At 40.1% G+C, this 23,775-nt stretch carries 33 protein-coding genes; 23 read left to right on the top strand and 10 right to left on the bottom strand.

The annotated features are described in order from the left end of the window. Positions 1–5: 5 nt before the first annotated feature. Positions 6–218, bottom strand: coding sequence for a hypothetical protein (locus tag MKZ03_RS11590; RefSeq protein ID WP_340973379.1), 213 nt, complete (start codon positions 216–218; stop codon positions 6–8). 219 nt (positions 219–437) lie between these two features. On the opposite strand from MKZ03_RS11590, the gene MKZ03_RS11585 reads away from it, so the two are divergent. Further along, positions 438–731, top strand: a complete 294-nt coding sequence (locus MKZ03_RS11585) for a spore coat protein (protein WP_341031871.1) — start codon at positions 438–440, stop codon at positions 729–731. A 53-nt stretch (positions 732–784) separates the two neighbouring features. On the opposite strand, the gene MKZ03_RS11580 is transcribed toward MKZ03_RS11585, so the two are convergent. From MKZ03_RS11580 to MKZ03_RS11560, 5 genes are all read right to left on the bottom strand, one after another. After that, positions 785–1,453, bottom strand: a complete 669-nt coding sequence (locus MKZ03_RS11580) for an ATP-binding cassette domain-containing protein (RefSeq protein ID WP_106042467.1) — start codon at positions 1,451–1,453, stop codon at positions 785–787. Next, positions 1,446–1,991 carry a hypothetical protein gene (locus tag MKZ03_RS11575; protein WP_034661406.1) on the bottom strand — a complete coding sequence of 182 codons (546 nt, stop codon included), beginning with the start codon at positions 1,989–1,991 and terminating at the stop codon, positions 1,446–1,448. Before MKZ03_RS11575 ends, MKZ03_RS11580 begins: the two co-directional genes overlap by 8 nt. A 21-nt stretch (positions 1,992–2,012) precedes the next feature. Further along, on the bottom strand, positions 2,013–2,552 hold the full coding sequence (locus MKZ03_RS11570) for a stage II sporulation protein M (RefSeq protein ID WP_223249893.1): 540 nt from the start codon (positions 2,550–2,552) through the stop codon (positions 2,013–2,015). Then, the gene (locus MKZ03_RS11565; protein ID WP_223251540.1) at positions 2,515–4,056 is read right to left on the bottom strand and encodes a hypothetical protein; all 1,542 of its coding nucleotides are present in this window, start codon (positions 4,054–4,056) and stop codon (positions 2,515–2,517) included. Before MKZ03_RS11565 ends, MKZ03_RS11570 begins: the two co-directional genes overlap by 38 nt. A 297-nt stretch (positions 4,057–4,353) precedes the next feature. Then, positions 4,354–4,680 carry an uberolysin/carnocyclin family circular bacteriocin gene (locus MKZ03_RS11560; protein WP_034661404.1) on the bottom strand — a complete coding sequence of 109 codons (327 nt, stop codon included), beginning with the start codon at positions 4,678–4,680 and terminating at the stop codon, positions 4,354–4,356. A 319-nt stretch (positions 4,681–4,999) separates the two neighbouring features. Between MKZ03_RS11560 and MKZ03_RS11555 the strand changes: the two genes are divergently transcribed. The 4 genes from MKZ03_RS11555 (at position 5,000) to MKZ03_RS11540 (ending at position 7,867) form a co-directional block, all read left to right on the top strand. Further along, entirely contained in the window at positions 5,000–5,311 is a 312-nt protein-coding gene (locus tag MKZ03_RS11555; RefSeq protein WP_334749820.1) for a GNAT family N-acetyltransferase, read from the top strand. Positions 5,312–5,448: 137 nt separating this feature from the next. Continuing rightward, positions 5,449–6,003, top strand: coding sequence for a delta-aminolevulinic acid dehydratase (locus tag MKZ03_RS11550; RefSeq protein ID WP_341031867.1), 555 nt, complete (start codon positions 5,449–5,451; stop codon positions 6,001–6,003). Between the two features lie 158 nt (positions 6,004–6,161). Beyond that, a complete protein-coding gene (locus MKZ03_RS11545; protein WP_341031865.1) occupies positions 6,162–7,574 on the top strand; it encodes a polysaccharide deacetylase family protein in 1,413 nt (470 codons plus the stop codon). A 101-nt stretch (positions 7,575–7,675) separates the two neighbouring features. After that, positions 7,676–7,867, top strand: coding sequence for a hypothetical protein (locus tag MKZ03_RS11540; RefSeq protein WP_003217441.1), 192 nt, complete (start codon positions 7,676–7,678; stop codon positions 7,865–7,867). 46 nt (positions 7,868–7,913) lie between these two features. Here MKZ03_RS11540 and MKZ03_RS11535 read toward each other — a convergent pair whose 3' ends face one another. Further along, positions 7,914–8,045 carry a hypothetical protein gene (locus tag MKZ03_RS11535; RefSeq protein ID WP_003217310.1) on the bottom strand — a complete coding sequence of 44 codons (132 nt, stop codon included), beginning with the start codon at positions 8,043–8,045 and terminating at the stop codon, positions 7,914–7,916. A gap of 151 nt (positions 8,046–8,196) precedes the next feature. On the opposite strand from MKZ03_RS11535, the gene MKZ03_RS11530 reads away from it, so the two are divergent. From MKZ03_RS11530 to MKZ03_RS11520, 3 genes are read left to right on the top strand one after another with little or no spacing between them, the layout of a single operon-like run. Next, positions 8,197–8,622, top strand: coding sequence for an NUDIX hydrolase (locus tag MKZ03_RS11530; RefSeq protein WP_341031864.1), 426 nt, complete (start codon positions 8,197–8,199; stop codon positions 8,620–8,622). A 32-nt stretch (positions 8,623–8,654) separates the two neighbouring features. Continuing rightward, positions 8,655–9,071: a hypothetical protein gene (locus MKZ03_RS11525; RefSeq protein ID WP_340973366.1), complete on the top strand. Its 417-nt coding sequence runs from the start codon at positions 8,655–8,657 to the stop codon at positions 9,069–9,071. A gap of 15 nt (positions 9,072–9,086) precedes the next feature. Continuing rightward, positions 9,087–9,377, top strand: coding sequence for a DUF3986 family protein (locus MKZ03_RS11520; RefSeq protein ID WP_340973364.1), 291 nt, complete (start codon positions 9,087–9,089; stop codon positions 9,375–9,377). A gap of 116 nt (positions 9,378–9,493) precedes the next feature. Here MKZ03_RS11520 and sigK read toward each other — a convergent pair whose 3' ends face one another. Beyond that, positions 9,494–10,219, bottom strand: a complete 726-nt coding sequence (gene sigK / locus MKZ03_RS11515; RefSeq protein WP_034620857.1) for an RNA polymerase sporulation sigma factor SigK — start codon at positions 10,217–10,219, stop codon at positions 9,494–9,496. A gap of 234 nt (positions 10,220–10,453) precedes the next feature. Between sigK and MKZ03_RS11510 the strand changes: the two genes are divergently transcribed. The 4 genes from MKZ03_RS11510 to MKZ03_RS11495 all read left to right on the top strand — a co-directional run bounded on the left by MKZ03_RS11510 (position 10,454) and on the right by MKZ03_RS11495 (position 13,534). Next, on the top strand, positions 10,454–11,575 hold the full coding sequence (locus MKZ03_RS11510) for a Rap family tetratricopeptide repeat protein (RefSeq protein WP_034661385.1): 1,122 nt from the start codon (positions 10,454–10,456) through the stop codon (positions 11,573–11,575). A 177-nt stretch (positions 11,576–11,752) separates the two neighbouring features. Further along, the gene (locus MKZ03_RS11505; protein WP_106031285.1) at positions 11,753–12,493 is read left to right on the top strand and encodes a polysaccharide deacetylase family protein; all 741 of its coding nucleotides are present in this window, start codon (positions 11,753–11,755) and stop codon (positions 12,491–12,493) included. 84 nt (positions 12,494–12,577) lie between these two features. Then, a complete protein-coding gene (locus MKZ03_RS11500) occupies positions 12,578–13,306 on the top strand; it encodes an SGNH/GDSL hydrolase family protein (RefSeq protein ID WP_223249890.1) in 729 nt (242 codons plus the stop codon). Between the two features lie 78 nt (positions 13,307–13,384). Continuing rightward, positions 13,385–13,534 carry a hypothetical protein gene (locus MKZ03_RS11495; protein WP_003217499.1) on the top strand — a complete coding sequence of 50 codons (150 nt, stop codon included), beginning with the start codon at positions 13,385–13,387 and terminating at the stop codon, positions 13,532–13,534. Positions 13,535–13,668: 134 nt separating this feature from the next. Here the strand turns inward: MKZ03_RS11495 and MKZ03_RS11490 are convergent, their stop codons facing one another. Continuing rightward, a complete protein-coding gene (locus tag MKZ03_RS11490; RefSeq protein WP_003217327.1) occupies positions 13,669–13,809 on the bottom strand; it encodes a sporulation histidine kinase inhibitor Sda in 141 nt (46 codons plus the stop codon). Between the two features lie 362 nt (positions 13,810–14,171). On the opposite strand from MKZ03_RS11490, the gene MKZ03_RS11485 reads away from it, so the two are divergent. From MKZ03_RS11485 to MKZ03_RS11450, 8 genes are read left to right on the top strand one after another with little or no spacing between them, the layout of a single operon-like run. Further along, positions 14,172–14,693, top strand: a complete 522-nt coding sequence (locus MKZ03_RS11485) for a YqeG family HAD IIIA-type phosphatase (protein WP_034662006.1) — start codon at positions 14,172–14,174, stop codon at positions 14,691–14,693. A gap of 2 nt (positions 14,694–14,695) precedes the next feature. After that, positions 14,696–15,796, top strand: coding sequence for a ribosome biogenesis GTPase YqeH (gene yqeH / locus MKZ03_RS11480; protein ID WP_034661381.1), 1,101 nt, complete (start codon positions 14,696–14,698; stop codon positions 15,794–15,796). A gap of 21 nt (positions 15,797–15,817) precedes the next feature. Further along, positions 15,818–16,660: a shikimate dehydrogenase gene (aroE, locus tag MKZ03_RS11475; RefSeq protein WP_334749799.1), complete on the top strand. Its 843-nt coding sequence runs from the start codon at positions 15,818–15,820 to the stop codon at positions 16,658–16,660. Next, complete coding sequence (gene yhbY, locus MKZ03_RS11470) at positions 16,654–16,944, top strand: ribosome assembly RNA-binding protein YhbY (protein WP_034661378.1); 291 nt, start codon at positions 16,654–16,656, stop codon at positions 16,942–16,944. The genes aroE and yhbY overlap by 7 nt, the downstream gene beginning before the upstream one ends. A 13-nt stretch (positions 16,945–16,957) precedes the next feature. Next, positions 16,958–17,527: a nicotinate-nucleotide adenylyltransferase gene (locus MKZ03_RS11465; RefSeq protein WP_034661376.1), complete on the top strand. Its 570-nt coding sequence runs from the start codon at positions 16,958–16,960 to the stop codon at positions 17,525–17,527. Continuing rightward, complete coding sequence (gene yqeK, locus MKZ03_RS11460; protein WP_334749798.1) at positions 17,517–18,080, top strand: bis(5'-nucleosyl)-tetraphosphatase (symmetrical) YqeK; 564 nt, start codon at positions 17,517–17,519, stop codon at positions 18,078–18,080. The genes MKZ03_RS11465 and yqeK overlap by 11 nt, the downstream gene beginning before the upstream one ends. 12 nt (positions 18,081–18,092) lie before the next feature. Then, positions 18,093–18,449: a ribosome silencing factor gene (gene rsfS, locus MKZ03_RS11455; RefSeq protein WP_003217467.1), complete on the top strand. Its 357-nt coding sequence runs from the start codon at positions 18,093–18,095 to the stop codon at positions 18,447–18,449. Next, positions 18,446–19,189 (top strand): class I SAM-dependent DNA methyltransferase, encoded by a 744-nt coding sequence (locus MKZ03_RS11450; RefSeq protein ID WP_341031860.1) that lies wholly within the window; start codon positions 18,446–18,448, stop codon positions 19,187–19,189. The genes rsfS and MKZ03_RS11450 overlap by 4 nt, the downstream gene beginning before the upstream one ends. A 48-nt stretch (positions 19,190–19,237) precedes the next feature. On the opposite strand, the gene comER is transcribed toward MKZ03_RS11450, so the two are convergent. Further along, complete coding sequence (gene comER / locus MKZ03_RS11445) at positions 19,238–20,086, bottom strand: late competence protein ComER (protein WP_106042452.1); 849 nt, start codon at positions 20,084–20,086, stop codon at positions 19,238–19,240. 90 nt (positions 20,087–20,176) lie between these two features. Here comER and MKZ03_RS11440 point away from each other — a divergent pair, with 90 nt between their 5' ends. The 3 genes from MKZ03_RS11440 to MKZ03_RS11430 all read left to right on the top strand — a co-directional run bounded on the left by MKZ03_RS11440 (position 20,177) and on the right by MKZ03_RS11430 (position 23,761). Further along, positions 20,177–20,806 carry a helix-hairpin-helix domain-containing protein gene (locus MKZ03_RS11440; RefSeq protein WP_341031858.1) on the top strand — a complete coding sequence of 210 codons (630 nt, stop codon included), beginning with the start codon at positions 20,177–20,179 and terminating at the stop codon, positions 20,804–20,806. Positions 20,807–20,871: 65 nt separating this feature from the next. Continuing rightward, positions 20,872–21,441: a ComE operon protein 2 gene (locus MKZ03_RS11435; protein ID WP_034661371.1), complete on the top strand. Its 570-nt coding sequence runs from the start codon at positions 20,872–20,874 to the stop codon at positions 21,439–21,441. Next, entirely contained in the window at positions 21,434–23,761 is a 2,328-nt protein-coding gene (locus tag MKZ03_RS11430) for a DNA internalization-related competence protein ComEC/Rec2 (protein WP_341032619.1), read from the top strand. The genes MKZ03_RS11435 and MKZ03_RS11430 overlap by 8 nt, the downstream gene beginning before the upstream one ends. Positions 23,762–23,775 lie beyond the last annotated feature (14 nt).

The raw sequence follows: 23,775 nt of genomic DNA, 5'->3' as shown, positions 1-23,775 counted from the left end.
GTTTTTTACTCAAGCGTCTGTTTTAGCTCAGCGGGCAATAAATCAATCAATTGATCATAAGAAGATAAATCCAGCACTTCAAGCAGCGCATAATATTTCGCATAAACCTCACTCAACTGATCAGGATGACTCGTTTCATATCGATTCAAATGCAATTGAGTCAGTTCAAGTGCAATGTCTAGCTTGTTTCGTTCGATTGGTTGTGTCGTATTGATCATATCGTTCACCTCGTATTTGATAAGTGGGAAGGTTATGGGCCACAATTTCTTCTACCACAATATATCATTTGTATAATATGTTAAAATTGTCCTTTTGTAAAGGAAGAGAAAACGAGATGAATAGTGGATTTTTTTAAAAATAGACAAGCATCTAGTCACGAAATGCACTTCTTACATACGATAGAGTGTAAGTGAAAGACAACTTGAAGGGGTGTTGAGATGAGCCGGAATCGATTAGATGACTTTTTCTTTGGTCCTCGCAGAGGAAACCAAGGAGGAGATGAAACGGTTGTTTTCCCCACACGTCAAATTGTCAGCACGACAACGAATGAACAAACCATCAGAAAAATTCATCCAACGCATATCACAAACGTCAATAAAAACATCAAAAGAATTGAAAACTACTACCCTGTCACTCAATCTACTCATAACGAGTACATTGTGGAAGAATACGATTGCGGCAGGGATATCAAAAACCCTTGCTGCCGTCCAGTGAAACGCTGTAAGTTGTAATGTGATCGAGAAAAAGAAGAGAGGCATCCTTTTATGGGATGCCTTTTGTATGTCTAACGTTCCACTTCGTTTAATTGTCCTTGATCCAGCTGGAAGAAACGATTTCCTAATTCTGAATAAAGGTAGCGCTGATGGCTGGTAAATAAAACACATCGATGTGAGAATTCTTTTTTTAATAAAGAAATCGATTGTATCTGTGAGGCCTCATCAAGAGAGGTAAAAGGCTCATCAAGAATGATCAGCTCTGGAGATCTTGCCACCATACAATTAAAGAAAAGTTTATATCTCATGCCCAATGAATACTGTTTGACTGGCATCTTTAGGGCATGCGTTAAATCAAATGCATCACAAAGCGATAGGAAAGTCTCTTTGTATAATTCTTTTTCTGACTTGTTCATTTTCCATAAAGACTGGACAAGCTCCATGTGCTCAAGACCAGTGAGCGCATCATAGACTAAAGGCTTATCAGGGATGTACGCCACCAGACTTTTATATTGAGTGGTCCCGGGGTGAAGCTGTTTGTTGAGTAAAATCGTTTCTGATACAGAAGGAAGCAGACCAGCGATGATCTTTAAAAGAGTCGATTTACCACTGCCGTTCTTTCCAATGATACAAGCTCGATCACTTCCTTTCAGATCAAACGAAACTTGATCGAGGAGGAGAGAGCTTTCTTCTGTTGTTTCATAGCGAAAAGATAGCTGAGACACTTGAAGACTAGCCATTGATGAATCCTCCAATAACAAACACAGTGGTCACCAGCATATACAAGATCACTGTCGCAAGGGCAGCCTTTTTCGACCCTTCTGCATAGTAAATGATGCCATCATAAAGGATGCGCAAAAGATATAAGTTGATGAAGAAGGAAATTGCTTGTATCAAGATAAAATAGTGATCTAATTGTAACACCATCACACAATAGATCGCTGCACTATTCACTAATAAAAGAAATGCATTATAAACCAAAATGACAAGATACATTTTGCGTAAAATAAAAGCTTTATGAAAAAAATACATATAAATAGAAGTGAGAACGGTACTGAGAAAATTTAAAATGAAATACAGCGGGATCGTCAGCAAAAAAATAAAAACAATGCTGGCTACTTGTTTTCCAGCAGATAACGGTTCATCTACTAACAAATCAATAATAAAAAATGTTAAAAAGACAGTCGAAACAAATAATGATAGTAAGACAAGGCCTACAATGGTTTTAATCGATTGATTCTGATTGAAAAATTCCTTAGGTCGTAGAAGTAGCTCCATGGAACCACATTCCCCTTTCTTCTATGGTAGATGTACATGGCTAACGTATTCCTCTAAAAGAGATGCTGCGAATAAGAGAACAATTGCTGCAAAAATCAATTGAAGCACAGTCACAGTCAGCTTTTTTAAATCAATTGTTTCTCCTTTTATAAATCGATAAAGATAAATAAAAGGAAAAGAGCTGACAATTGAAAACAGGATGAAACCAAGAATCTCTACGAAAGCATGAGGCAGTAATCCTGTGAATATCTGCTGCACTTCTTGATTGACAATCAAATACTGAACTAGTTTGCCAATAATGTATCCGTTGTAAAAAAGAATGCCAGCAGCCATGATGCCGCCTGTAAAAGCTCCGATCCCTAATATCGCCATCCCAACTTGCAAATTGTTTAAGAAAATAGATAGAAAAAACATCTCTTCATCCTTTTTTAAATAAGGAATCTGATCATAAGGAAGAAGGCTACCAATCAGCACTGCTGCAATAAAGATAGCAGCATAAATGTAGCCGAGTCGTAAAATCAGTCTATTCTCCGATAGAAAATATCTTATTTTTTTCAACATACTCAATCCCTTTATAGATGGTCTTGCGGCATAACACCCAGCAGATCAATGAAACGATCACAAAATATAAAGCAAACAGAAAGTTTATGAGACCTGAGGATTGCTGCAAAATAGGTAGAAAAGAGGTCAAGATCATGTAGTACATAAAAGGTAATACAAGAAAGTTTCTTGCAAAAGCCTGCCCTTTATCGATAACTTCTATTTCCTCATTGGTTGTCCCTATTTCATGCTCATGAATAAAATTGAATTTCGTTGTAAATGGAAACAAGTAAAGCTGAATCAAAGGGAAAATGAAAAAACCAATCCCTAATGCCACAAATTGAATGAGCATCTGAATATCAAAAAGCTGATATACACCCATGATTGATAGATTAATGAATAGCAGAAAGAGAGCTGGTATGGAAAATAAACAATAAAATAACTGGATTTTTGATAAGAAAAACTGAATAAGAGATGTTTGAGAAAGCTCAAAAAGCCAAATATTCTTTTTTTCAGCACTTAAAGAAAAAATAGAAGGGGTCAGCATTCTCATCTCATACGTTTGATTTGCTAAAATCATCACATTTAATGTAAAAAGCAGCTGAATCTGCAAAGCCGGATGATCAATAATGGAGATCAAACTAGTCATAACCCCGATATAAAAGAAGGCTTCATATGACATAAACATATAATTAAAAAACTCTTTAGACAGCAGCCATCTTTTTTCTTTTAACACCTTGAGGTCTTTTTGGATCAACATATTCTTTTGAAACAGCGAGCCTTGAATTTTATTAAGTACTTGAAAGTACCAATAAAATAAATCTCGAAAATGTGTTGAGTTTTGATCATGATCTTTCCCAGTTGGAATCCAGCGTACAGGACTCTTCATGACGAGTATAGCTGCTAATATCACCACGAAAAATGTGACAGGTGAAGTGAAAAGCGCTTGAAATTGTAGAAATACAGAATCCTTTGAGAATAAAGCATGATGGATATGCTGAAGATCATTTTGATATAAAGCCACCAAATTGTTGGAAAGTGTAATCCAAAACGAATCCTCTGCAAGCGATGAAATCGACTGAAAAAGTTGTTGGAAGGTGTGATAAAAAGGGAAAATAATGTTCAATATCAGGACTCTTCCAAATAAGAAAAAAAGTAAAGAGATGCTTGCGAAAAAAAGAACACGAATGATCCCGATTTTTTTCACGACAATATTATAGATGTAAGCACCAAATATCTTATTGCTGACGATAAAAAGGAAGAAACCTGTCAACATGACATTGAGATGCTTTAACCAGAATATCCAGTCATGTGTTTGTGCAATGGAATATTGAAACAGAAAATAGATTAAATAAGTACTCAAACTGGTCAACATCAACCAGATCAGTTCTGAAAACAAAAGCGTTTGGAAAAGGTGTCTTGAGGAAACAGGTGCAAGCTGTATCAATTCTTCAAAAGGAAGAATATGAGTTCTTCTATAAGATTCAATCCCTTTGACGATAGAGAAAAGAAACAAAAATATCACAAAAGCACTTTCCCATTCTATTTGATAGATCGGAGAGTAAAGAAATGAAGAAATAACGAATACAATCACACATCCGAATAAAGTATCAAGGATACAAGTAAATAATATGTACTGTTTAGAAGAAAACGATGTGAAAAATGGAACCTTACGTATTATAAACTGAGCTAGATTTGAATATTGTTGTTGAATTCTAATTGATAGAAGTAGTGATAATAATGGATATAACATCTTCTCACCTGCATCAAAATTTAAATAGAAGGAGAACAAAGTCTCCTTCTATTGAGTCATAAAAATGAATTACCAAGCAATAACGGCTTTACGGCCTTTTTTCTTAATTTGGGCTTTAAGGTACTGACGAATGGTCTCTTTACCAGCCGCTGCAATAAGAGAAAGACCACCTGATCCTACAGCAGTTAAAATGGAGACGATTGTTGTAACAGCTCCGCCCGCTTCAACAACGTTCAAAACAACAGCTGCAACACTGCCTGGAATACCAAATTCTTTTGCTAGATCAGCAACTGGCAGCATCTGTAGCGAGAAGGAAAAAAGAGCTAGCATAAGGAAACCTACTGCTAAAGCACCAAAAAGAACATGTAGTTTGATTTCGTTTCTTGTTTCTGTCATATCAAATTCCTCCCTTTTTTGTATTTTTATTACTATTCTATCTTATGATATCTTTTCATTCATAGCAATCCTTTTTTTTCTTTTTTTTCATGAATTAGTTATAGATTAATATAAAAAAGGTGAAAAGATAAGTGAGAAAAGAATCGTTTTTGCTAGGATAAAACGAGTAAACATGATCGGAAATACCTTGTTTTCACAGATGGATAAGCAAGTCTAATTGCATATAAGAAAAGAGATTGGTGCTAAGGGATCAATATCCTTTGATCAAAACCTCCTTTCAAGATAAAATTGGAAGTATCAATCATTCTGTTGGAGGTGGTTGTCTGAATATTCAATTGTTAACGCAGGTGATGCTGAAGAATTTACAGCATTAAGACTAGAAGCACTGCGATTACATCCAGAGGGCTTTGCGATGAGCTATGAAGAAGAACAAATAGATACAAAAGACAAATATGCGGCTCGTTTTACTTCGGCACAATCTATGTGGACCTTTGGCACCTTTTATCAAGGGCAGCTTGTGGGGACGGTCACGCTCATCCAAGAAACCTTACAGAAATTAAAGCACCGAGCGAATGTAGTAGCGATGTATGTAACGGCTGGTGCCCGCGGAAAGGGAGTAGGCAAGGCTTGATGACGGAAGCTCTTTCCTTCGCACGAGAACGACAGGACATCGAGCAAATGTATTGATCAGTGCACTAAAATGGACGGATACATATGCAGATGAAGAAAAAATGGGTTTATTTTTATCATCGTTTGGAGGAGATACAAGTGGAACAACAGACCATGCGCATCACATTAGCAACAGGACCAAATAGTGAGCTAGAATCTTTTGCCCTGCGTGCAGCATTTGAGAACTTTGGTGCACAAGTCGATATGCATTGGATAGGCAGACCCAATGATCTGATTGATGTGTTATCTGGGAGAAATAGAAGGGAGACGGACTACTTTCTTTTATCTTTTCATGGGGAAGAAGGAGCGTTTCTCATGCCGGAGTTAGGGGAAGATGTATACGAAGATGGGGAGCCTAGAGGTGTAATTTTTGGAGCGGATGAAATCAAGCGGTATGCTTCGTTAAAAGGGGTTCACGTCATATCAACCGGCTGCACACTAGGTGAGAAAAAACTTGCAGAAGCCTTTTTAGAAGCAGGTGCTTTGTCCTATACAGCGCCTGATGATTACATTGATGGAGATGCGGCATTTATCTTTGTCCTGACAATGCTGTATGAGCTCATGAACAATACGAAGACGGTTAGAGCGGCTTTTGATCGAGCGAGTTCTATTGATGAAGAAACGAAATTATTTCAACTATATATGCAAAAATAATCAAAGGGCTGAGAGATCAAGCCCTTTTTTTCAACCTCTCTTAATTGTGACGAAAATGTGACAAATGTGTTTTTTGAAAACTAAATCGAGTTCGCGCAAAGTCTATCCTACAAACACACGTCATCAAGACATGACGCCATCACGAGAGGGGAATCATTGTGTCAATGAAATGGAAAATTAGTCTCGTCCTATGCGGACTTGCAATCATCATCGGAATCGCTGCGTTTTATCATAATCAGCAGGCAAGCGGGACAGAGAAGAAGAAGGTAGAACCAGATGCGAGCTATAAAGAAGTTGAAATTGTCACTCTCGTGAATGACGGGAGATACTTGAGATATGCTGTGAACTATCCAGTGTTTCATCAAAAAAAGCTAGATCAAGAGATGAAAAGATTTGCAGAAACAGCGCTCGACAAATTCAAAACATCATTTAGTGAAGCAAGCGATGTCGATGAAGATCATCGATACGAATTAAACATAGATTACGAGATTACTCATTATGCCAAACAAACCGCTGCGATCAAATTCAATACATATGAATTGAAAGGCGGAGTAAAAGGCGCACATCAAACGAAGTTGTTCAATTTTGATTTCAAGAAACAGCATTTTTTATCAATAGATGATTTATTTTTATCAAAGAAAGAAGATCTGCAAAAACTGTCTCAAATGACATTTGAGGAATTAAAGAAAGATCGCACTCTTGCTGAAAACGAGCATTTGCTCAAGCAAGGAACGTCTCCTGCGGCAGAGCATTATCAGTATTTTGCCATCAAAGATCGTTTTATTGAATTCTACTTTCCAGCAGGACAAATCGCACCAAGCAAACAAGGTCCTCAAGTGCTGGCGATTAAAAAAACGCTGCTTAAAGGAATGTTAAAGCCTGAATACATTCATAAAGAAAAGAACAAAAATGAGAAAAAAGAACCGATCTCAAAAAGAAAGCTTGTAAAACTGCCAAAACAGGCAACATTCAACCCAAATCAAAAAGCCATTGCCCTGACATTTGACGATGGACCAAATCCATCCACGACCTCAAAAATCTTAAAAGCCTTAAAAGAAAACAAAGGACATGCGACATTTTTTGTATTAGGCAGCAGGGTTCAATATTACCCCGATATGCTGGGTGAGATCAGAAAGGGTGGGAATGAAATCGGAAATCATTCCTATAGCCATCCTTTACTCACAAGACTGCCGTTAAAACAAGCTATCAAACAAGTAGAAGATACGCAGCAAATTATTGAAAAAGCAGGCGGATTCACACCGACTCACTTTAGACCGCCATATGGTGGAACAAATGGGCAGATCAACGAAGCTGTCAACATGAAAGTCACGCTTTGGGACGTAGATCCTGAGGACTGGAAATATCGCAACAGCCAATACGTCGCCAACTATATTCTTACACATGCGTCTAGCGGAGAAACCGTCTTAATGCACGACATCTATGACACCTCGGCAAACGCAGCTGTCACAATTATCAAGGAATTGACCAAACAAGGATATCAATTATTAACAGTTTCAGAGCTTGAGCAGTGGAAGGAAGCGCGCGCGAAGAAAGGTGAATTGAATACGTAATGATCATGCGAATCTTAGTGGATTCGCATCTTTTTTTAAAAGCCAATCATGAAAATAAAGGGAAAATATGTTAAAGTGAATGTAGAAAGGGAGGGCTTCGGATGGTATTGATGAGGTTGATCAGTCTATATATGCTGACAGCGTTTTGTTTGGGTTTTATCGTCAACTATGTACCTGGTTTGATGCTGCCCATCTATATTCTTGCGATGATCGGGCTCATTTTATGTCTCGTTCATATTGCACTGCATTATATTCGTCGAATCAGATATATGTTGCTTCATGAGAAACGATAAGAATAATTGCTTACTCTAAAAACCTCTCTCTAAAAGGGTGAGGTTTTTATTTTTTCGGTTTTTGATGTTCTAACAGTTGTATGATTTTCTCGTTTGACTCTTTCATTTGTCTTAATAAAGAAACGATATTCCCTGTAAATCCAATGAGGACAATAAGTAAAATGATGATGATCCACATGCTGTGGCCTCCAATCTGCCCACCAATGCTGTTTTGCCCCTTATCCATTATCTTATATCAAGGATACAGTATAATGAATGTATTGAAATGAACAGTTCGTGCTATTTATTCGACAATTGATGTGAACAGAGAATGATTGAGGGGGATTCATTTGAAACGAGTAGACGTAGTATCAGCTATTATTTATGATGAGGAAGAAAATATGTTAATGGTCAAAAATGTAAAAGGATATTGGGAACTTCCGGGTGGTGCTGTAGAAAAAGGAGAACACCTGAAGCAGGCCGTGATCCGTGAGGTGAAAGAAGAGACAGGATATGTTTGCAAAGTAAATGAACTTCATTCGGTTCGAGAAGCGTTTTTTCAAGATAAAAAGCATCATGCGCTGATGATCACCTTCTTTGCTGAAATCACCGGGGGACAAATGAGTATTCTCGATCCGGATCATGATATTGAAGAAGTAAAATGGGTCAGCAAGCAAACTTTTCAAAAGCTAAACCCCAAGCTATATAACTTGCTAAAATTAAACGAAGAACCACAAGCTTTTTATAAATTTGAAGGAAATAGAACAGTTGGTTAACAAGTTGATATAGGTATGAAGGAGAGATATGGATGTTTTTATACTACGGCCCCACAGGAGCTCCAGTAGAAAATCCGGGAGAAGAATTCATGAAAAGAATTTTCTTTCAGGAGGGTGAAGAGTATTGGAAACAAGGAAATGGCGAATCTTCCATTGAGATAGAAGAAGAGTGGGAATGTGAAAGTCTAGTTTTCTTTTATACGGAACCGTATGGTTTCTTGATCATGAGGTATCCAAATTTTTTGGTTCCTTTTAAAAAGGGAGAAAAAATTGAAACTATCGAGCATTTGGTCGCAGGAGCCCCATTGTATGTGCCATCGTGTAGCTACATCAATCGGGATCAAGCTTATCAAATCGTTCACCTTTTTTTGACGACAAAAAAGGTACCTGATTTTGTTGAATGGGTCGAGTTGAGGGATATTGATTTTCAGCATGATATGGAAAGTTAAGGGGGTAAGATGAAAGTGAGTACAGCAGAAAAATTACATAGTTTAGACGATACTATGCATTTACATGTAGGATATTATGAACATGGTTTTGATTATGAAGGCGTGTTTTTTAAGAGTTTAGAAACAGGAAGATGGCTCTTGTTTTTTAATCAAAAAAGCTATGGGATAACGCTTTTAAAGGAATATGAGAAGTGGAATGATCTAGGGCTATTGATTGGAAAATATCTCGTTGAAGATGACCAAATTGAGGAAGAAGGTCATAAACTTTTTGAGCGTTTTTTAAAAGAAAACAATATAGTGAAATAAATGAGGATAAAACATGACATAGTTTTCTTTTGTGTATGTGGGCTAAATTGTGATGATAAAATAAAAACAGACCCAACAAGGTCTGTTTGTTATTAGAAGTTGGAAAGAGTTTGTTTTCACTTCCCCTTCTCCCGCTTCCGTTTCTCCTTCTCCGCCCTGTAAAACTCATGAAACATCTTCATCAGCGCCCGCTTCTCAATACGGGATACATAGCTCCGCGAAATCCCGAGCTCCTTTGCTATTTCCCGCTGCGTTTTTTCTTTCTTTAAATCAAGACCGAACCGGCCGACGATGACTTCTTTTTCCCGGCCGTCGAGAATGTCGATATACTCCTTTACTTTTTCAAGCTCCATGTTGAGCTGAATGGTATCGATCACATCTTCACTTTCTGATTTTAAGACATCAATTAAAGAAATTTCGTTGCCTTCTTTATCCTGACCGATGGGGTCATGTAAGGAGACATCCTTTTTAGTTTTTTTGAGTGCGCGTAAATGCATCAGAATTTCGTTTTCAATACACCGCGCCGCATACGTTGCCAGCTTTGTTCCTTTTCCAGAGGAATAGCTTTCGATGGCTTTAATGAGTCCGATCGTCCCGATGGAGATGAGGTCTTCAGCGTCTTCCCCGGTATTTTCAAATTTCTTGACAATATGGGCGACGAGCCGAAGGTTATGTTCAATCAGCATATTTCTCGCGTGTTCATCGCCCTGTGCCATAAGGGCTAAGTATTTTTTTTCATCATCTCCTGAAAGGGGCTGTGGAAAGGCATTGTTTTTGACATAGGACACTAAGAACACCAATTCTTTGACCATCAATCCCATCGCTGTAAATACTCCTGCCACGATTTTCACCTCCACCATGTTTAGGCCACTGCCTATATCCTCAAATGTATGTGAAGGGGGGATTGTCTGTGTCTGTACGATGAAAAAATCATCTTTTTCGAAAAAAACGGGCTTCTGTTCGTCTGTTTTTGCTGCCCTTCTCATATGTTTGCGGTTTCTTTGCGGTGCTTGGCGGTCAAGAAGCGTGCTAAAATATGTAATATTAGACCGAAAAGGAAGGGGTTTTTTCGGAACATGGGGAAGGTTCTTTCTTCACATGTAGGTATGAAAATTAATGAATGGTATCGAATGATACGGCAGTTTAGTGTTCCAGATGCGGAAATCCTGAAAGCAGAAGTAGAAGCGGAAATTGAACGGATGGAAGAGGACCAGCATTTACTGATTTATTATCAGCTCATGTGTTTTCGGCACCAAATCATGCTTGACTATATACACCCTTCAAAATATCAACCTTTCTCAGTATCTAATCTTGTCGATAAAATCGAAAATTCCAATCATGAGTTATCTGATATGCTGCATTATTACCATGCATTTTTTCGTGGCATGCATGAGTTTAGTCAAAAAGAATATTTAGAAGCCGTCAAATATTATCGAGTGGCAGAAAAACAGCTGTCCATGGTATTTGATGATATTGAGCAGGCTGAGTTTCATTTTAAAGTAGCAGAAGCCTACTATATAATGAAGCAAACGCATGTCTCGATGCATCATATTTTAAAGGCGCTGGAAATATACGATCAGCATGATGCCTACTCTATTCGCATCATTCAGTGCCTTTTTGTTATCTCAGGAAACTATCAAGATCTAAAACGGAAAGACCGGGCACTGCCTCATTTAAAAAAGGCAAAACAGCTCGCATCACAGATTGATCACCCGCGGATATACAGTTCAGCGCTTTATAATTTAGGAAAATGTTATGGGGAGCTGGGCTATAGAGAGGAAGCAGAACGCTATTTAACGGAATCGGCTGACATTGCCTGTAAAGAGCAGCTTCCCACGCTTCCGCATACGCTCTATACGCTGGCAAAACTGCTTTTTAGACAAAATGAACAAGTGGAAGCACGCCGCATATTAGAAGATGGAAAATTAGCTGCAAAGAAGCATGAAGACCAGCTGTTTTGTCATATGTTTGAGTATCTGGATGCTTTATATGTTCAAGGAATGAATGAAGAACAACTGCAAAAAACCATTGATTATTTGGAAAAACTTAGCCTATACTCTTATATAGAGGATATCTCACTAGAAATTGCGACAGCCTTAGAAGCCTCTCAACAATACCAGAAGTCCAACCAGTATTATCAGAAATTATTATGGGCTCAAAATCAAATCCAAGAAGGAGAGTGTCTGTATGAATTCTAAGCAACGTTCGACAGTTGAAGAGAGAAACCAAACGTGAAACAAAAAGCGGGCCTGATGGGCCGGCTTTTTTTTATGTCAAAAAAGAAGTCAGAGATGCGGACCGTGACTATGAATGCTGAATGATTCATCAAAAAACGGGCAATTTAATCTGTAAGAATGTTCTGTGGAGGCGGTCAAATGAGAGGGTTGCATGTCTTGATGTGTATATTGCTGCTATGCACGTTTGTTCCTAATAAAATAGAGGCTCGAACATTAAAAAGGATCGACCTAGAAAAAACAGGACGAGCTTTTTGGGACATGAGACAGGAACGAAAAAAGATTGCACTGACCTTTGATGATGGACCTCATCCAGTGTACACGAATCAAGTATTGGATGTGCTGAAGGAGCATCAAGTGAATGCCAGCTTTTTTGTTGTAGGCAGCCGTATCCATACATATCCAGAGATTGCGGAACGAATCGTAGGCGAGGGAAATGAGCTTGGCAATCACACGATGAATCATACGTATTTTGACCTGTTATCATCAAAGGAGATCAAGCAGGAATTAAAAGAATCAGCGGCTCATATCGCTTCACTTCAGCCTGGCGGACCCTTATTATTTCGCCCCCCTGGTGGCCGCTTGACGATGACATCATTCCGCATTTTGTCAAAGCAAGGATATGATGTGGTCATGTGGTCCTTTACGCAAGATCCGAAGGACTGGTCAAGACCAGGCTCACGCAAAATTGCGAGCCGGATTATTGATCATATTCAAGGCGGCGATATCATTCTTTTGCATGATGGCGGGGGCAATCGGAAGCAGACGGTAGAAGCACTGAAACAAGTGATTCCTGAATTAAAGGATCGAGGCTATGAATTTGTCAAAGTGAGCGAACTGCTGCATCATGACAAAGCGTATGTACCTGTTCACCTGCAATAGGAAGCATTCGTCAAAAACAGTCATTCATTGAAACCAAAAGTCTTGTCGTTTACTATATGAAGAGGGCTTTTGGAGGTGAATGTTGTGAAGAAATGTGTTGTCCTTTTTATCCTGCTTTGTGTCGCTGCTGGGTGCTCAAAGCCAGAACAAGAAAGTGTCATTGCATTTGGCGACAGCAATACAAGGGGATCAAACTGGGACTTTCGAGATTATCCAACATCTGAAAAATGGGTGAATCTCATGAAAAACGTCGAGCGCGGCCAAATTCAAGTGAAGAATGCAGGCATTGGCGGGCAGACAACTGAAGACGCGAAGCTTCGCTTTGAGCAGGATATTTTAAAGCAGAAACCAACTTACGTCCTCATCATGTTCGGTACGAATGATGCGGCGATTTTAGATGGGAAACATCCCCGCGTGACGAAAAAACGATTTAAAGAAAATGTATCCTACTTCATTTCTGAAAGTAGAAAAGAAGGCATTACCCCGATTCTCATGACCTGTGTACCTGTTGTAGAAGGCGGAAAAAAGGGCTTGTATTACTACTCTAGGTATAAGTCATCTTATTTTGCTGAGAGAGGCGGGGCAAGAGCTTGGCAAAATTCCTATAATGACATTACGAGAGAAATAGCCAAGGATCAGCAAGTACCGCTTGTCGACAATTGGAAAGCGTTCATCCGAGAAGCTGGTGAAGATAGTGACAATGCGCTGATTCAATCAGGTTTGATCGACCCTTCTGGCAATCATATGACGCCAAAAGGGGCAAGAATTATTTATAACGAAATCAAAGAGCGTGATGTCATCAAACATTTTTAAATGATGGCCATCTGCCTAAACAAGACCATCCATCCAGCATAGTCTAACAGTATATCTTCCTAGAAGGAGGTAACTGATATGTGGGGATGCCCTTATCCTTACCCTGCGTGTTCACCTTATCCAGCTCAAGGAGCAGGAATCGGTTACGCTTTTCTTGTTGTGTTCCTTGTGGTCATTTTGGTCGTAGGCGGAGGGTTATGGTTTTGGAATGAACAGCCTTGCAAATAAGACACCTCTTCTTTGATGAGAAGGGGTGTTTTTTACGGAAAATAGTAGTAAGCCTATAGCGCAAGTGATATAATATCAGTCACCTGAGTTTAAAAAGGAGAGTGCTCGGGAGGCATGGTTCCTGCGAAATGGAATTAAGAGGAAACAGAGAGCATATGCCCGAGCGAACGTCTTTTCATTTCTGTCTCAATTAATTCAATGAAGTCGCGATTTAAGTTCATTTCATTTGCTTTATAATACGATTCTATAAGTAAATCATCTGACAGCTTTTTCATACTAGAAACCCATATGATGGGAAAAACACCTCCCCTGAAAAAGTTGGCATAAAACTTAAGGAAAAGACATATCATCATAGGTTGATCGAATGTCTCTGAAGTACCTTTAATCTACCATGAATGGGAAACAAGAACAATCGTTCTGTTATCCACATGGTGAAGTGGATAACTTGTGGGTAGAGTGTTTATAATTGAATGAAAGCGTGATGAAATATAGGTGGATAATGTGTGTAAAATTATCCACACCTGTTGAAGGTCCTCGTCATATGTCGAAAACTTTTTCATTGTATTCGATAGACAGACAAATTGTGATTTGATTCGACACCATCGCTGAAAAACCAATGGAAGAAAGGGTGCAAATTGTGCTAAAGAAGTATTTCTTACCGGATGAATTTGTGAAAAGCATTTTCCACATTTCACCGCAAAAACTAAAAGAACGAAATGTAAAAGGAATTATTACCGATTTAGATAACACACTAGTAGAATGGGACCGTCCAAGTGCGACGCCCCGCTTAATTGAATGGTTTCAAGAAATGAAGGATCACGGGATACAAGTGACGATTGTATCGAACAATAATGAAAAAAGGGTCAAGCTTTTTTCTGAACCAGTTCATATCCCGTTTATTTATAAAGCGAAAAAGCCTATGGGAAGAGCCTTTAATAAGGCAGTCTCTGATATGCAATTGAAAAAAGAAGATGTGGTGGTCATTGGGGATCAGCTCATGACCGATGTACTAGGCGGGAATCGTCATGGCTTCCATACGATTTTGGTCGTCCCTGTCGCTGCCTCGGACGGATTTTTCACCAAGTTTAACAGGCAGATTGAACGCAGAATTTTAGGAGCCTTAAAGCGTAAGGGCCACATTCAGTGGGAGGAAGAGTAATAATGGAAAAGGTTGTTTGTATTGGCTGCGGTGTAGCCATTCAGACGGAAGATAAAGATCAATTAGGATATGCGCCGGCAGCATCTCTATTGAAAGAAGATGTGATCTGTCAGCGCTGTTTTAGGTTAAAGAACTACAATGAAATACAAGATGTTTCTTTAACAGAAGACGACTTTTTAAATATATTGCACAGCATCGGAGAGACAGATTCTCTGATTGTAAAGGTCGTTGATATTTTTGACTTTAACGGAAGCTGGATCAATGGGCTGAGTCGTATTGTCGGTGGTAATCCGATTTTACTCGTCGGCAACAAAGTAGATATTTTACCGAAATCCGTGAAAAAAGATCGTCTGATTCATTGGATGAAACGGGAAGCGAAAGAAAACGGATTAAACCCGATCGATGTTTTCTTAATCAGTGCAAGCAGAGGTCAGGGCGTACCTGAGGTGATGGAAGCGATCGATCATTACCGCGAAGGAAGAAATGTCTATGTCGTCGGCTGTACGAATGTTGGAAAATCCACATTTATCAATCGAATCATCAAAGAAGTATCTGGCGAAGAGAACGTGATCACCACATCCCAATATCCAGGTACAACACTTGATGCCATTGAGATCCCGCTTGATGACGGGTCTGCTTTATTCGATACGCCGGGCATTATCAACCGCCATCAGATGGCGCACTATGTCAGCAAAAATGACTTGAAGATCTTAACGCCGAAAAAAGAATTGAAACCGAGAACGTTCCAATTAAATGAAGCACAAACGCTTTATTTTGGCGGGCTTGCTCGATTTGATTATGTAAAAGGCGGCAGAACGTCATTTGTCTGCTATATGCCAAATGAGCTGAACATACACAGAACAAAGTTAGAGAACGCAGATGATTTATATGAAAAACATGCCGGGGAACTGCTATCACCGCCATCAAAAGAGGGGATGGAAGATTTCCCTCCGCTCGTTCCGCATACCTTTACGATTGATCAGCCGAAAATGGACATCGTCTTTTCAGGCTTAGGATGGGTAACGGCAAATGATGCAGGGAAGCAAATCAAAGTCTATGCGCCAAAAGGCGTTCATGTGTTTATGAGACGTTCGTTAATTTAAATGTTCAAAGGGGGAGAGACCTTGAAACCTTTATACGGATTAATCGGTAACCCTGTTGGTCATTCAATGTCTCCGGATATTCATAATGCAGCATTGAAGGATGCTGGGATTGATGGACATTATCATGGCTTTCAAGTAGAAGACGAAGACCTTAAAGATGCCATTCGCGGTATGAAAGCCTTAGGAATAAGCGGCTTTAACGTCACTGTTCCGCACAAGGTAGACATTATGCAGTACCTTGATAAAATTGATGTGACAGCTGAACGCCTGCGTGCAGTCAATACGGTGCGGCTTGAAGGAGGTCAGCTCGTCGGGTACAACACAGATGGAGAGGGCTTTCTTCATTCATTGCTTGAAGCCTTGGATCAGCCTTTAACAGAGCTGTCATTTCTAATGATTGGTGCTGGCGGAGCAGCAAGAGCGATTTATACGACAATCGCTAACTATGCACCGAAAAGCTTTGATATCACCAACCGCACCATTGAAAAAGCTGAGGCTTTAATTGAAAGTGCAGATGGGAACAACACATCTAGTGCCATTACTTTAAAGACAGCAGAAGAACGACTTGGGGAATATGATGTCATCATCCATACGACCTCAATCGGTATGTACCCGAATGTTGAAGAAACCCCGATTTCTTTAGCAAACGCAAAAAAAACAGCGGTCGTTTGTGATATTGTGTATAATCCAATAGAAACAAAGCTGCTCAAAGAAGCAGCCGGGTTAGGTTTGAAAACAGTAGATGGTGTCGGCATGTTTGTTGGACAAGCAGCAAGAGCCTTTGAACTGTGGACAGGCATCACGCCTGACGCCAGAAAAATGAAGTCAATTGTAATAGAGAAATTAGGAGGAACACCATGTTAAAAGGGAAACAAAAACGTTTTTTACGTGCAAAAGCACATCATTTATCACCTATTTTTCAAGTAGGAAAAGGCGGGGTAAATGACAATATGATCAAGCAAATTTCCGAGGCGCTTGAAGTAAGAGAACTGTTAAAGGTCAGCGTATTACAAAACTGCGACGAGGACAAAACGGAAGTTGCGAAAGCACTTGTAAAAGGTGCAAAAGCTGAACTTGTTCAAACGATCGGAAATGTGATTGTCCTTTATAAAGAATCGAAGGAAAATAAACAAATTAAGCTGCCGTAAAGGTGGATGTGATATGAAAAAAATAGGATTGTTCGGCGGTACGTTTGATCCTCCTCATAATGGTCATTTGCTGATGGCGAATGAAGTGCGTTTTCAAGTGGGGCTTGATGAAATGTGGTTTATCCCAAATCACAAGCCCCCTCATAAAACAGACCGGAAACGAGCAGATAGTCGTCACCGGGTGAAAATGGTGGAAGCGGCGATCCAGTCAAATCCTTATTTTCGGCTGGAGCTCATTGAAATGGAGCGAGAGGGACCATCTTATACAGTGGATACGGTGGAGCTTTTAAAGAAGCGTCATCCTGAAGATGAGTTCTTTTTTATGATTGGAGCGGACATGGTCGAGTATTTGCCAAAATGGCATCGGATTGATGATTTGCTTCAGATGATCACCTTTATTGGGATGAAAAGACCGGGTTATGCCGGAAGTACGGCATATCCTCTTTTATTTGCAGATGTTCCAGCTTTTGATGTATCATCGACATTGATTAGGCAGCGAATAAAGCAGGAAAAACCTGTCGATTATTTGATACCGAAAGCTGTTGAGCGTTATATAAAGGAGCATCATTTATATGAATCGTGAAGAAGCATTGAACTGTGTCAAAGAGCAGTTAACAGAGCATAGATATACACATACACTCGGGGTCATGAGTACAGCCATTTCATTAGCGGAACGGTTCGGGGCAGATGTCAAAAAAGCAGAGATCGCCGCTATTTTTCATGATTATGCGAAATTTAGACCAAAGGAAGAAATGAAGGGAATTATCCAGAAGGAACAGATGAACCCTCTATTGCTTGAATATTCGCCTGAGCTTTGGCATGCCCCGGTTGGTGCTTATCTGGTTAAAAAGGAAGCTGGAATTGACGATCAAGATATTTTAACTGCCATTGAATTTCATACATCAGGCAGACCAAACATGACATTACTTGATAAAGTCATTTATGTCGCTGATTATATCGAACCAGGTCGTCATTTCCCTGGTGTCGAAGAAGTAAGAGAGTTAGCAGAGCATGATTTGGATAGCGCGCTGGTTCAGTCACTAAAAAACACCATCAGCTTTTTAATGAAAAAGAATCAGCCGGTCTTTCCAGATACGCTTGCTACTTACAACTCGCTTGTGCATAAGAACAACTAAGGAGGAATTTGGATGGATTCATCATCAATTTTAAACGTCGCGGCAGGAGCGTGCGATGATAAACGGGCTGAGGATATTATTGCCCTTAATATGCAAGGAATCTCACTTGTTGCCGATTATTTTCTCATTTGTCACGGGAACTCTGATAAACAAGTGCAGGCCATTGCAAGAGAAGTAAAACATCTTGCAGAGGAAAGTGGAATCGAAGTGAAGAAGATGGAAGGCTTTGATGAAGCAAGATGGGTATTGATTGATCTTGGTGATGTCATTGCTCATGTGTTCCACAAGGAAGAAAGAGGATACTACAATCTAGAGAAGCTATGGGGAGATGCGCCGAGAGAAACGCTTTCACTTGGCATTAACTCATGATTTATCAAGGGTTTGCAGGTGTGTATGACGAGCTCATGACACATGCACCTTATGATGAATGGGTTCAGTGGATCCAGCAGTATATCAAGCCGAATGCTGCCATTATTGATGTTGGCTGTGGAACTGGAGAGATTTCTCTTCGGTTAGCTGAAAAGGGCCACACAGTCACAGGAATTGACCTCAGTGAAGAAATGCTGGTCTTCGCGCAGCAAAAAGCACAGGCGAAAAAGCAGTCCATTCAATTTTTACATCAAGATATGAGAGAGCTTACGGGTTTTGAGCAAGTCTTTCAAGCAGCGGTTATTTGCTGTGATTCCTTGAATTACTTAAAAAACGAAAATGACGTCAAAAAAACCTTTAAAAACATGTTTCAGCTTTTAGAGGAAGATGGGGTTTTACTCTTTGATGTTCATACACCTTATAAAATGGAAGAGGTATTCCCAGGTTCGACTTATGCCGATCAAGATGAAGAGATCAGCTATATTTGGCAGAGTGATAAAGGGGATGACGTGTATTCGGTCATTCACGATTTAAGCTTTTTTGTAAAGGACGGAGACGTGTATCAGCGTTATGATGAGACACATGAACAGCGTACATTTCCATTTGAGACATATGCGGCGTTCCTTGAGTCCGCTGGCTTTGAACAGATAGAAGTGACCGCTGATTTTACAAATGAAGTCCCTGGGGAATTCGCCGAAAGATATTTCATTTCAGCTAAGAAACCAAAAACCATCGTTTAATGGAACGATGGTTTTTTAAAACCCTTTTTTCGCTTGTTGCAGAGATGATTAATTTCTGCGATCATCAGTAAACACACTTGGCGGGTATTGATGCGCAACCGCTTCAAGGTCTTCATCGAATTTTTCATGGGTGTTTTGAAAGAGGCGGTGAAACATATCTTGAACACCTGCTTCAAGTGCTTTAATCCCTTCACCAGTGACGCCGCCTTTAACACACACTTTGTCTTGCAGTGTCGGAAGGGTATAGACTCTTTTTTCAATCAAACGGCCAAGTCCTACAAGCATATCTTCTGATAAGGTGGTGGCTTCTTCTTTAGAAATATCTGTTTCTTCGACAGCTGCTTCAATCATTTTCTGAACGAGAAAGCTGATAAAGGCAGGACCGCAGCTGACGATATCTGACGCCGCTCTTGTAATCGAATGATGAATCTCAATGGGTGTTGAAATGCAGGAAGCTAACTGTCTTAACGCTGTTTTCGTCGCGACATTGCATGACGATCCAAATGTTAAAAGTGACGCCCCTGATAAAGCGCGGTTCGTAATGCTTGGAATCAGCCGGGCTGTTTGACAAGGAACGATATCCTGAAGCTGTTCAGGATGTACCGGGCTTGTGATGATGACAATGGTTTGGTGCTCTGTTAAAAGAGGGCTCAGCTCTTTTAAAAGTGGATAAATATCAAGTGGTTTGACACAAACAAAGATAAAATCTTTATTCGTGACAGCTCCTGTAAGCTGTTTCGTAACTTCAAGCTCTGGGTGGTTCTTTTTTATATTGAACGCTTTTTCAATGGTCCGGTTTGTGATGGTGATGGATGAGGGATTGACTGCCTTTGATTCAATAAATGCCTCAGTAAGTATGGTACCCATGTTTCCTGTACCGATTATCCCTATATTCAAACGTTCTCCCTCCTTAGACGCATAGGATCTGTTATCTTCTAAACAGTATGTTGAGCAATAGAAAAATATGATTGAAAGAAGCGTGAGCACGTGAAGCGACTCATTCCATTGAAAAAATACAGTCTTTATATCGGAGCTGGGCTCATGGTCGTGATCATCATCACTTTCTTCCTTTTCGCAGGAAATAGGGAGAGCAGCAGAGAGCCAAGTGTATTGAAGGAAGATAAAGACATACAAGTCACATTAGAAGACAAACGAGAAAAGACCGATCATGAATCATCTCCCATTTTTGTAGAGGTCAAAGGAGCTGTGAAAAAGCCAGGGGTTTATACGTTTCAATCTGATGCACGGGTAGAAGAAGCGATTCGGAGAGCAGGGGGCTTTACTAGTAAAGCAGACACGGTTGAAATCAATCAAGCAGCAAAATTAGAGGACAGTATGATGATTTATGTCCGGAAGCAGGGAGAAGCGGAGAGGCAGACACAAATAGCAGCTACTGACGCTCCAGCGGGTAAAGAAAAGAGTCAAGGTGTCAATGTCAATCAGGCTGATGCTGCGGAATTGCAAACCATTAACGGAATAGGGCCAGCTAAAGCAGAAGCCATCATTACGTACAGAGAGGAACACGGAGAATTTCAACAAATTGAAGATTTGCGGAACATTTCAGGTTTTGGGGAGAAGACCATTGAACGGCTGAAAAGTGAATTGACCGTTAAGTAGAATTGACGGTATAGAAGGAAGGCATGTACACTTAATACCAACCATCATTCTGGAGGGATCAGTTCGTGGAAAGAATTTCATGGAATCAATATTTTATGGCACAAAGCCATTTGCTTGCTTTACGAAGCACCTGTGAGCGGTTAGCTGTTGGGGCGACCATCGTCAGAGACAAGCGTATCATTGCAGGGGGATATAATGGCTCAATTGCTGGTGATGTCCACTGTGCAGATGTGGGATGCTATGTCATTGATCATCACTGCGTTCGCACCATCCATGCGGAAATGAACGCTATTTTACAATGTGCCAAATTTGGTGCACCTACAGCGGATGCTGAAATATATGTCACGCATTTTCCTTGTTTGCAGTGCTGTAAAGCCATTATTCAAGCAGGTATTCGAACCGTGTACTATGCAAAGGATTATAAAAATCACCCATATGCCGTTGATTTATTTGAGCAGGCAGGTGTTCAAACGGAACAAGTTGAACTGGATGAAATGATCATCGACTTAAAAAATCAAGAAAAATTGGCCTTTGTTGCAGATTTAATTGGCAAGCTAAGTGAATCAGGACTTAGTGAAACAGAAATTCGCGTTATGCATGAGAAGGCGAATCAATTATTTACTTCCTATGTTTAATTATTTGCCGTTTGGGGCAATTTCAGCAGCTGTTGGAATTGCTCTGGCTGCATATCATCTTCATATGTATTTCCTTCTCCTTCTTCTCATCATATTACTTCTCAGCCTACTGAAAAAAATTCCCCGGCTCTTTCTGATGGTCAGCCTATGTGGAGCTGTTTATACTCTTATTTTTATGGTTCATGAGTTTTTTGAAACGGATCAACCTGTACAAGAAAAATTTCTTTCCGGCTCCGTTGTGATTGAAAGTATTCCGAAGACAGATGGCAATCGTTTTTCAGCAACTGTGTCAACAGAACATGAACGGCTAGCCGCTTTCTATACCATTCAAACAGAGCATGAAAAAGAGGCGCTAAAAGATGTAGAGCCAGGTATGAGCTGTCATATGACAGGTGATGTTCGGCCGCCTAAACACGCAACCATTCCTAACGGGTTTCAATACGATCAATTTCTAAAATCAAAAGCCATTAGCGCCATTTTCTTACCGCAGTCAATCAAAGGCTGTGCAAAAAAAGACAGACCTTCCTATTATCTTCAAGCGATGAGGCAAAAGGGCTTAAAATTCTTAGAAGATCATGTGCCAAAAAACTCTGTAGGCATTGTACAGGCCCTTATTTTTGGTGACCGTGAGTTGATTGATCCTGACACATTAAGAGACTATCAAATGCTCGGCATTATTCATCTGTTAGCGATCTCAGGACTGCATGTGCAAACGCTTCTTGCCTGTTTATTATGGTGTCTGCTTCGTGCCGGTGTGACAAGAGAGACAGCACGTATTCTTCTATTATGCTTTCTTCCTGTTTATGCTTGTTTGACAGGTGCTGCACCATCGGTTTTAAGAGCTTGTCTCATGGCAGGAATCTATTTAGTGATGACGAGCCTGCCGAAAGAAATGAAACAGCCTTCTGCTGTCGTATTAAGCGCAACGTTTTTACTCTTATTAGCGATTCATCCTCTATATCTATTTGATATCGGATTTCAGCTTTCATTCGTGGTAACGTTCTTTATTTTGTTATCGACCAGAATCTTATCACAAGTGAAAAGTGCAGTGATGCAGTTATTCCTTATATCCTTTGTTGCGCAGCTTGCCTCGCTTCCTGTTCTTTTATATCATTTTCAGCAATTTTCTTTGCTGAGCATCCCATTGAATATGATGTTTGTCCCTTTTTATACGACGGTTGTCCTGCCTCTGTCCTTACTCTTTTATCTTTTGTCCATCATTTATCTCCCTCTTGGACAAGCATTGTTCCAGCTGCTTGATTCGGTCATCCAGCTAAGTCATCAGTTGTCAGCACATATGGCAGTTTTTGATGGGTTTAACTTGATTTTTATGAAATCTACTTGGTGGCATATCCTTCTGGAAGTGAGTGCCATTGTTTTTCTGCTGTTTGTGATGGAGTGCAAAGCTTCTGTGAAATCCTATTCTGTGCCAATTCTTTTTTTCATTGGTGTTTTGAGTGTACACTTTTTTACTCCGAACTTTCTCCAAAAAGGGGAGGTCACGATGCTGGATGTAGGGCAGGGGGATAGTTTGTTTATTCAACTGCCCTATCGAAAGGGGCATCTACTTGTGGATACAGGGGGCAGACTTTCTTTTGAAGAGGAACCGTGGAAAAAAAGACGTAAAGTATCTACGATCGGTGATCAAACGCTGATCCCGTTTCTGCATTCTAAAGGTATAGCAAAACTTGATGTGCTGATTCTTACGCATGCAGATCAAGACCACATGGGAGAAGCGGTTCGTTTAATCAACCGAAATAAAGTAAAGCGGCTGGCCATACCAAAAGGCTTTGCCCGAAGTCCAGAGGACGCAAAGCTGCTAAAAGAAGCAGCTAAAAAAGGGATATTTATTGATGAATTAGAAAGAGGAGATCAGCTCCGAGTTGGAGAGCACATATTTGAGGTTCTGCACCCTTCGCAAGACCGGGTGACAAGTAAGAACAATGATTCACTCGTTCTGGCTTTTACTCTTGGTGGGAAACGTTTTCTGTTCACTGGAGACCTTGAACAAGAAGGGGAACGAGACATCATAGAAGCCTATCCCCACCTGCGAGCGGATGTCTTAAAGGTTGGGCATCATGGCAGTAAAGGGTCAACAAGTGAGGAGTGGCTTCGACATCTGGAGCCGTCCTATGCACTCATTTCGGCTGGTGAACGCAATCGTTATCAGCATCCTCATCAGGAAGTTTTGAAAAAACTAAAGGATCATCAAATGGAGGTGTACCGCACAGATCGAGACGGAAGTGTGACCTATGAATTTCTTGAGAAGAAAGGAACGTTTTACACGCAACCTCCATATGATATCTTACAAAATCAATAAAAAAACTGCCAAAA

This window comes from Bacillus sp. FSL R5-0431, assembly GCF_038002985.1.
Classification (GTDB): Bacteria; Bacillota; Bacilli; order Bacillales; family Bacillaceae; genus Bacillus.
The sequence above is the reverse complement of the archived record's forward strand: the minus strand, read 5'-3'. Positions and strand labels throughout refer to the sequence as shown.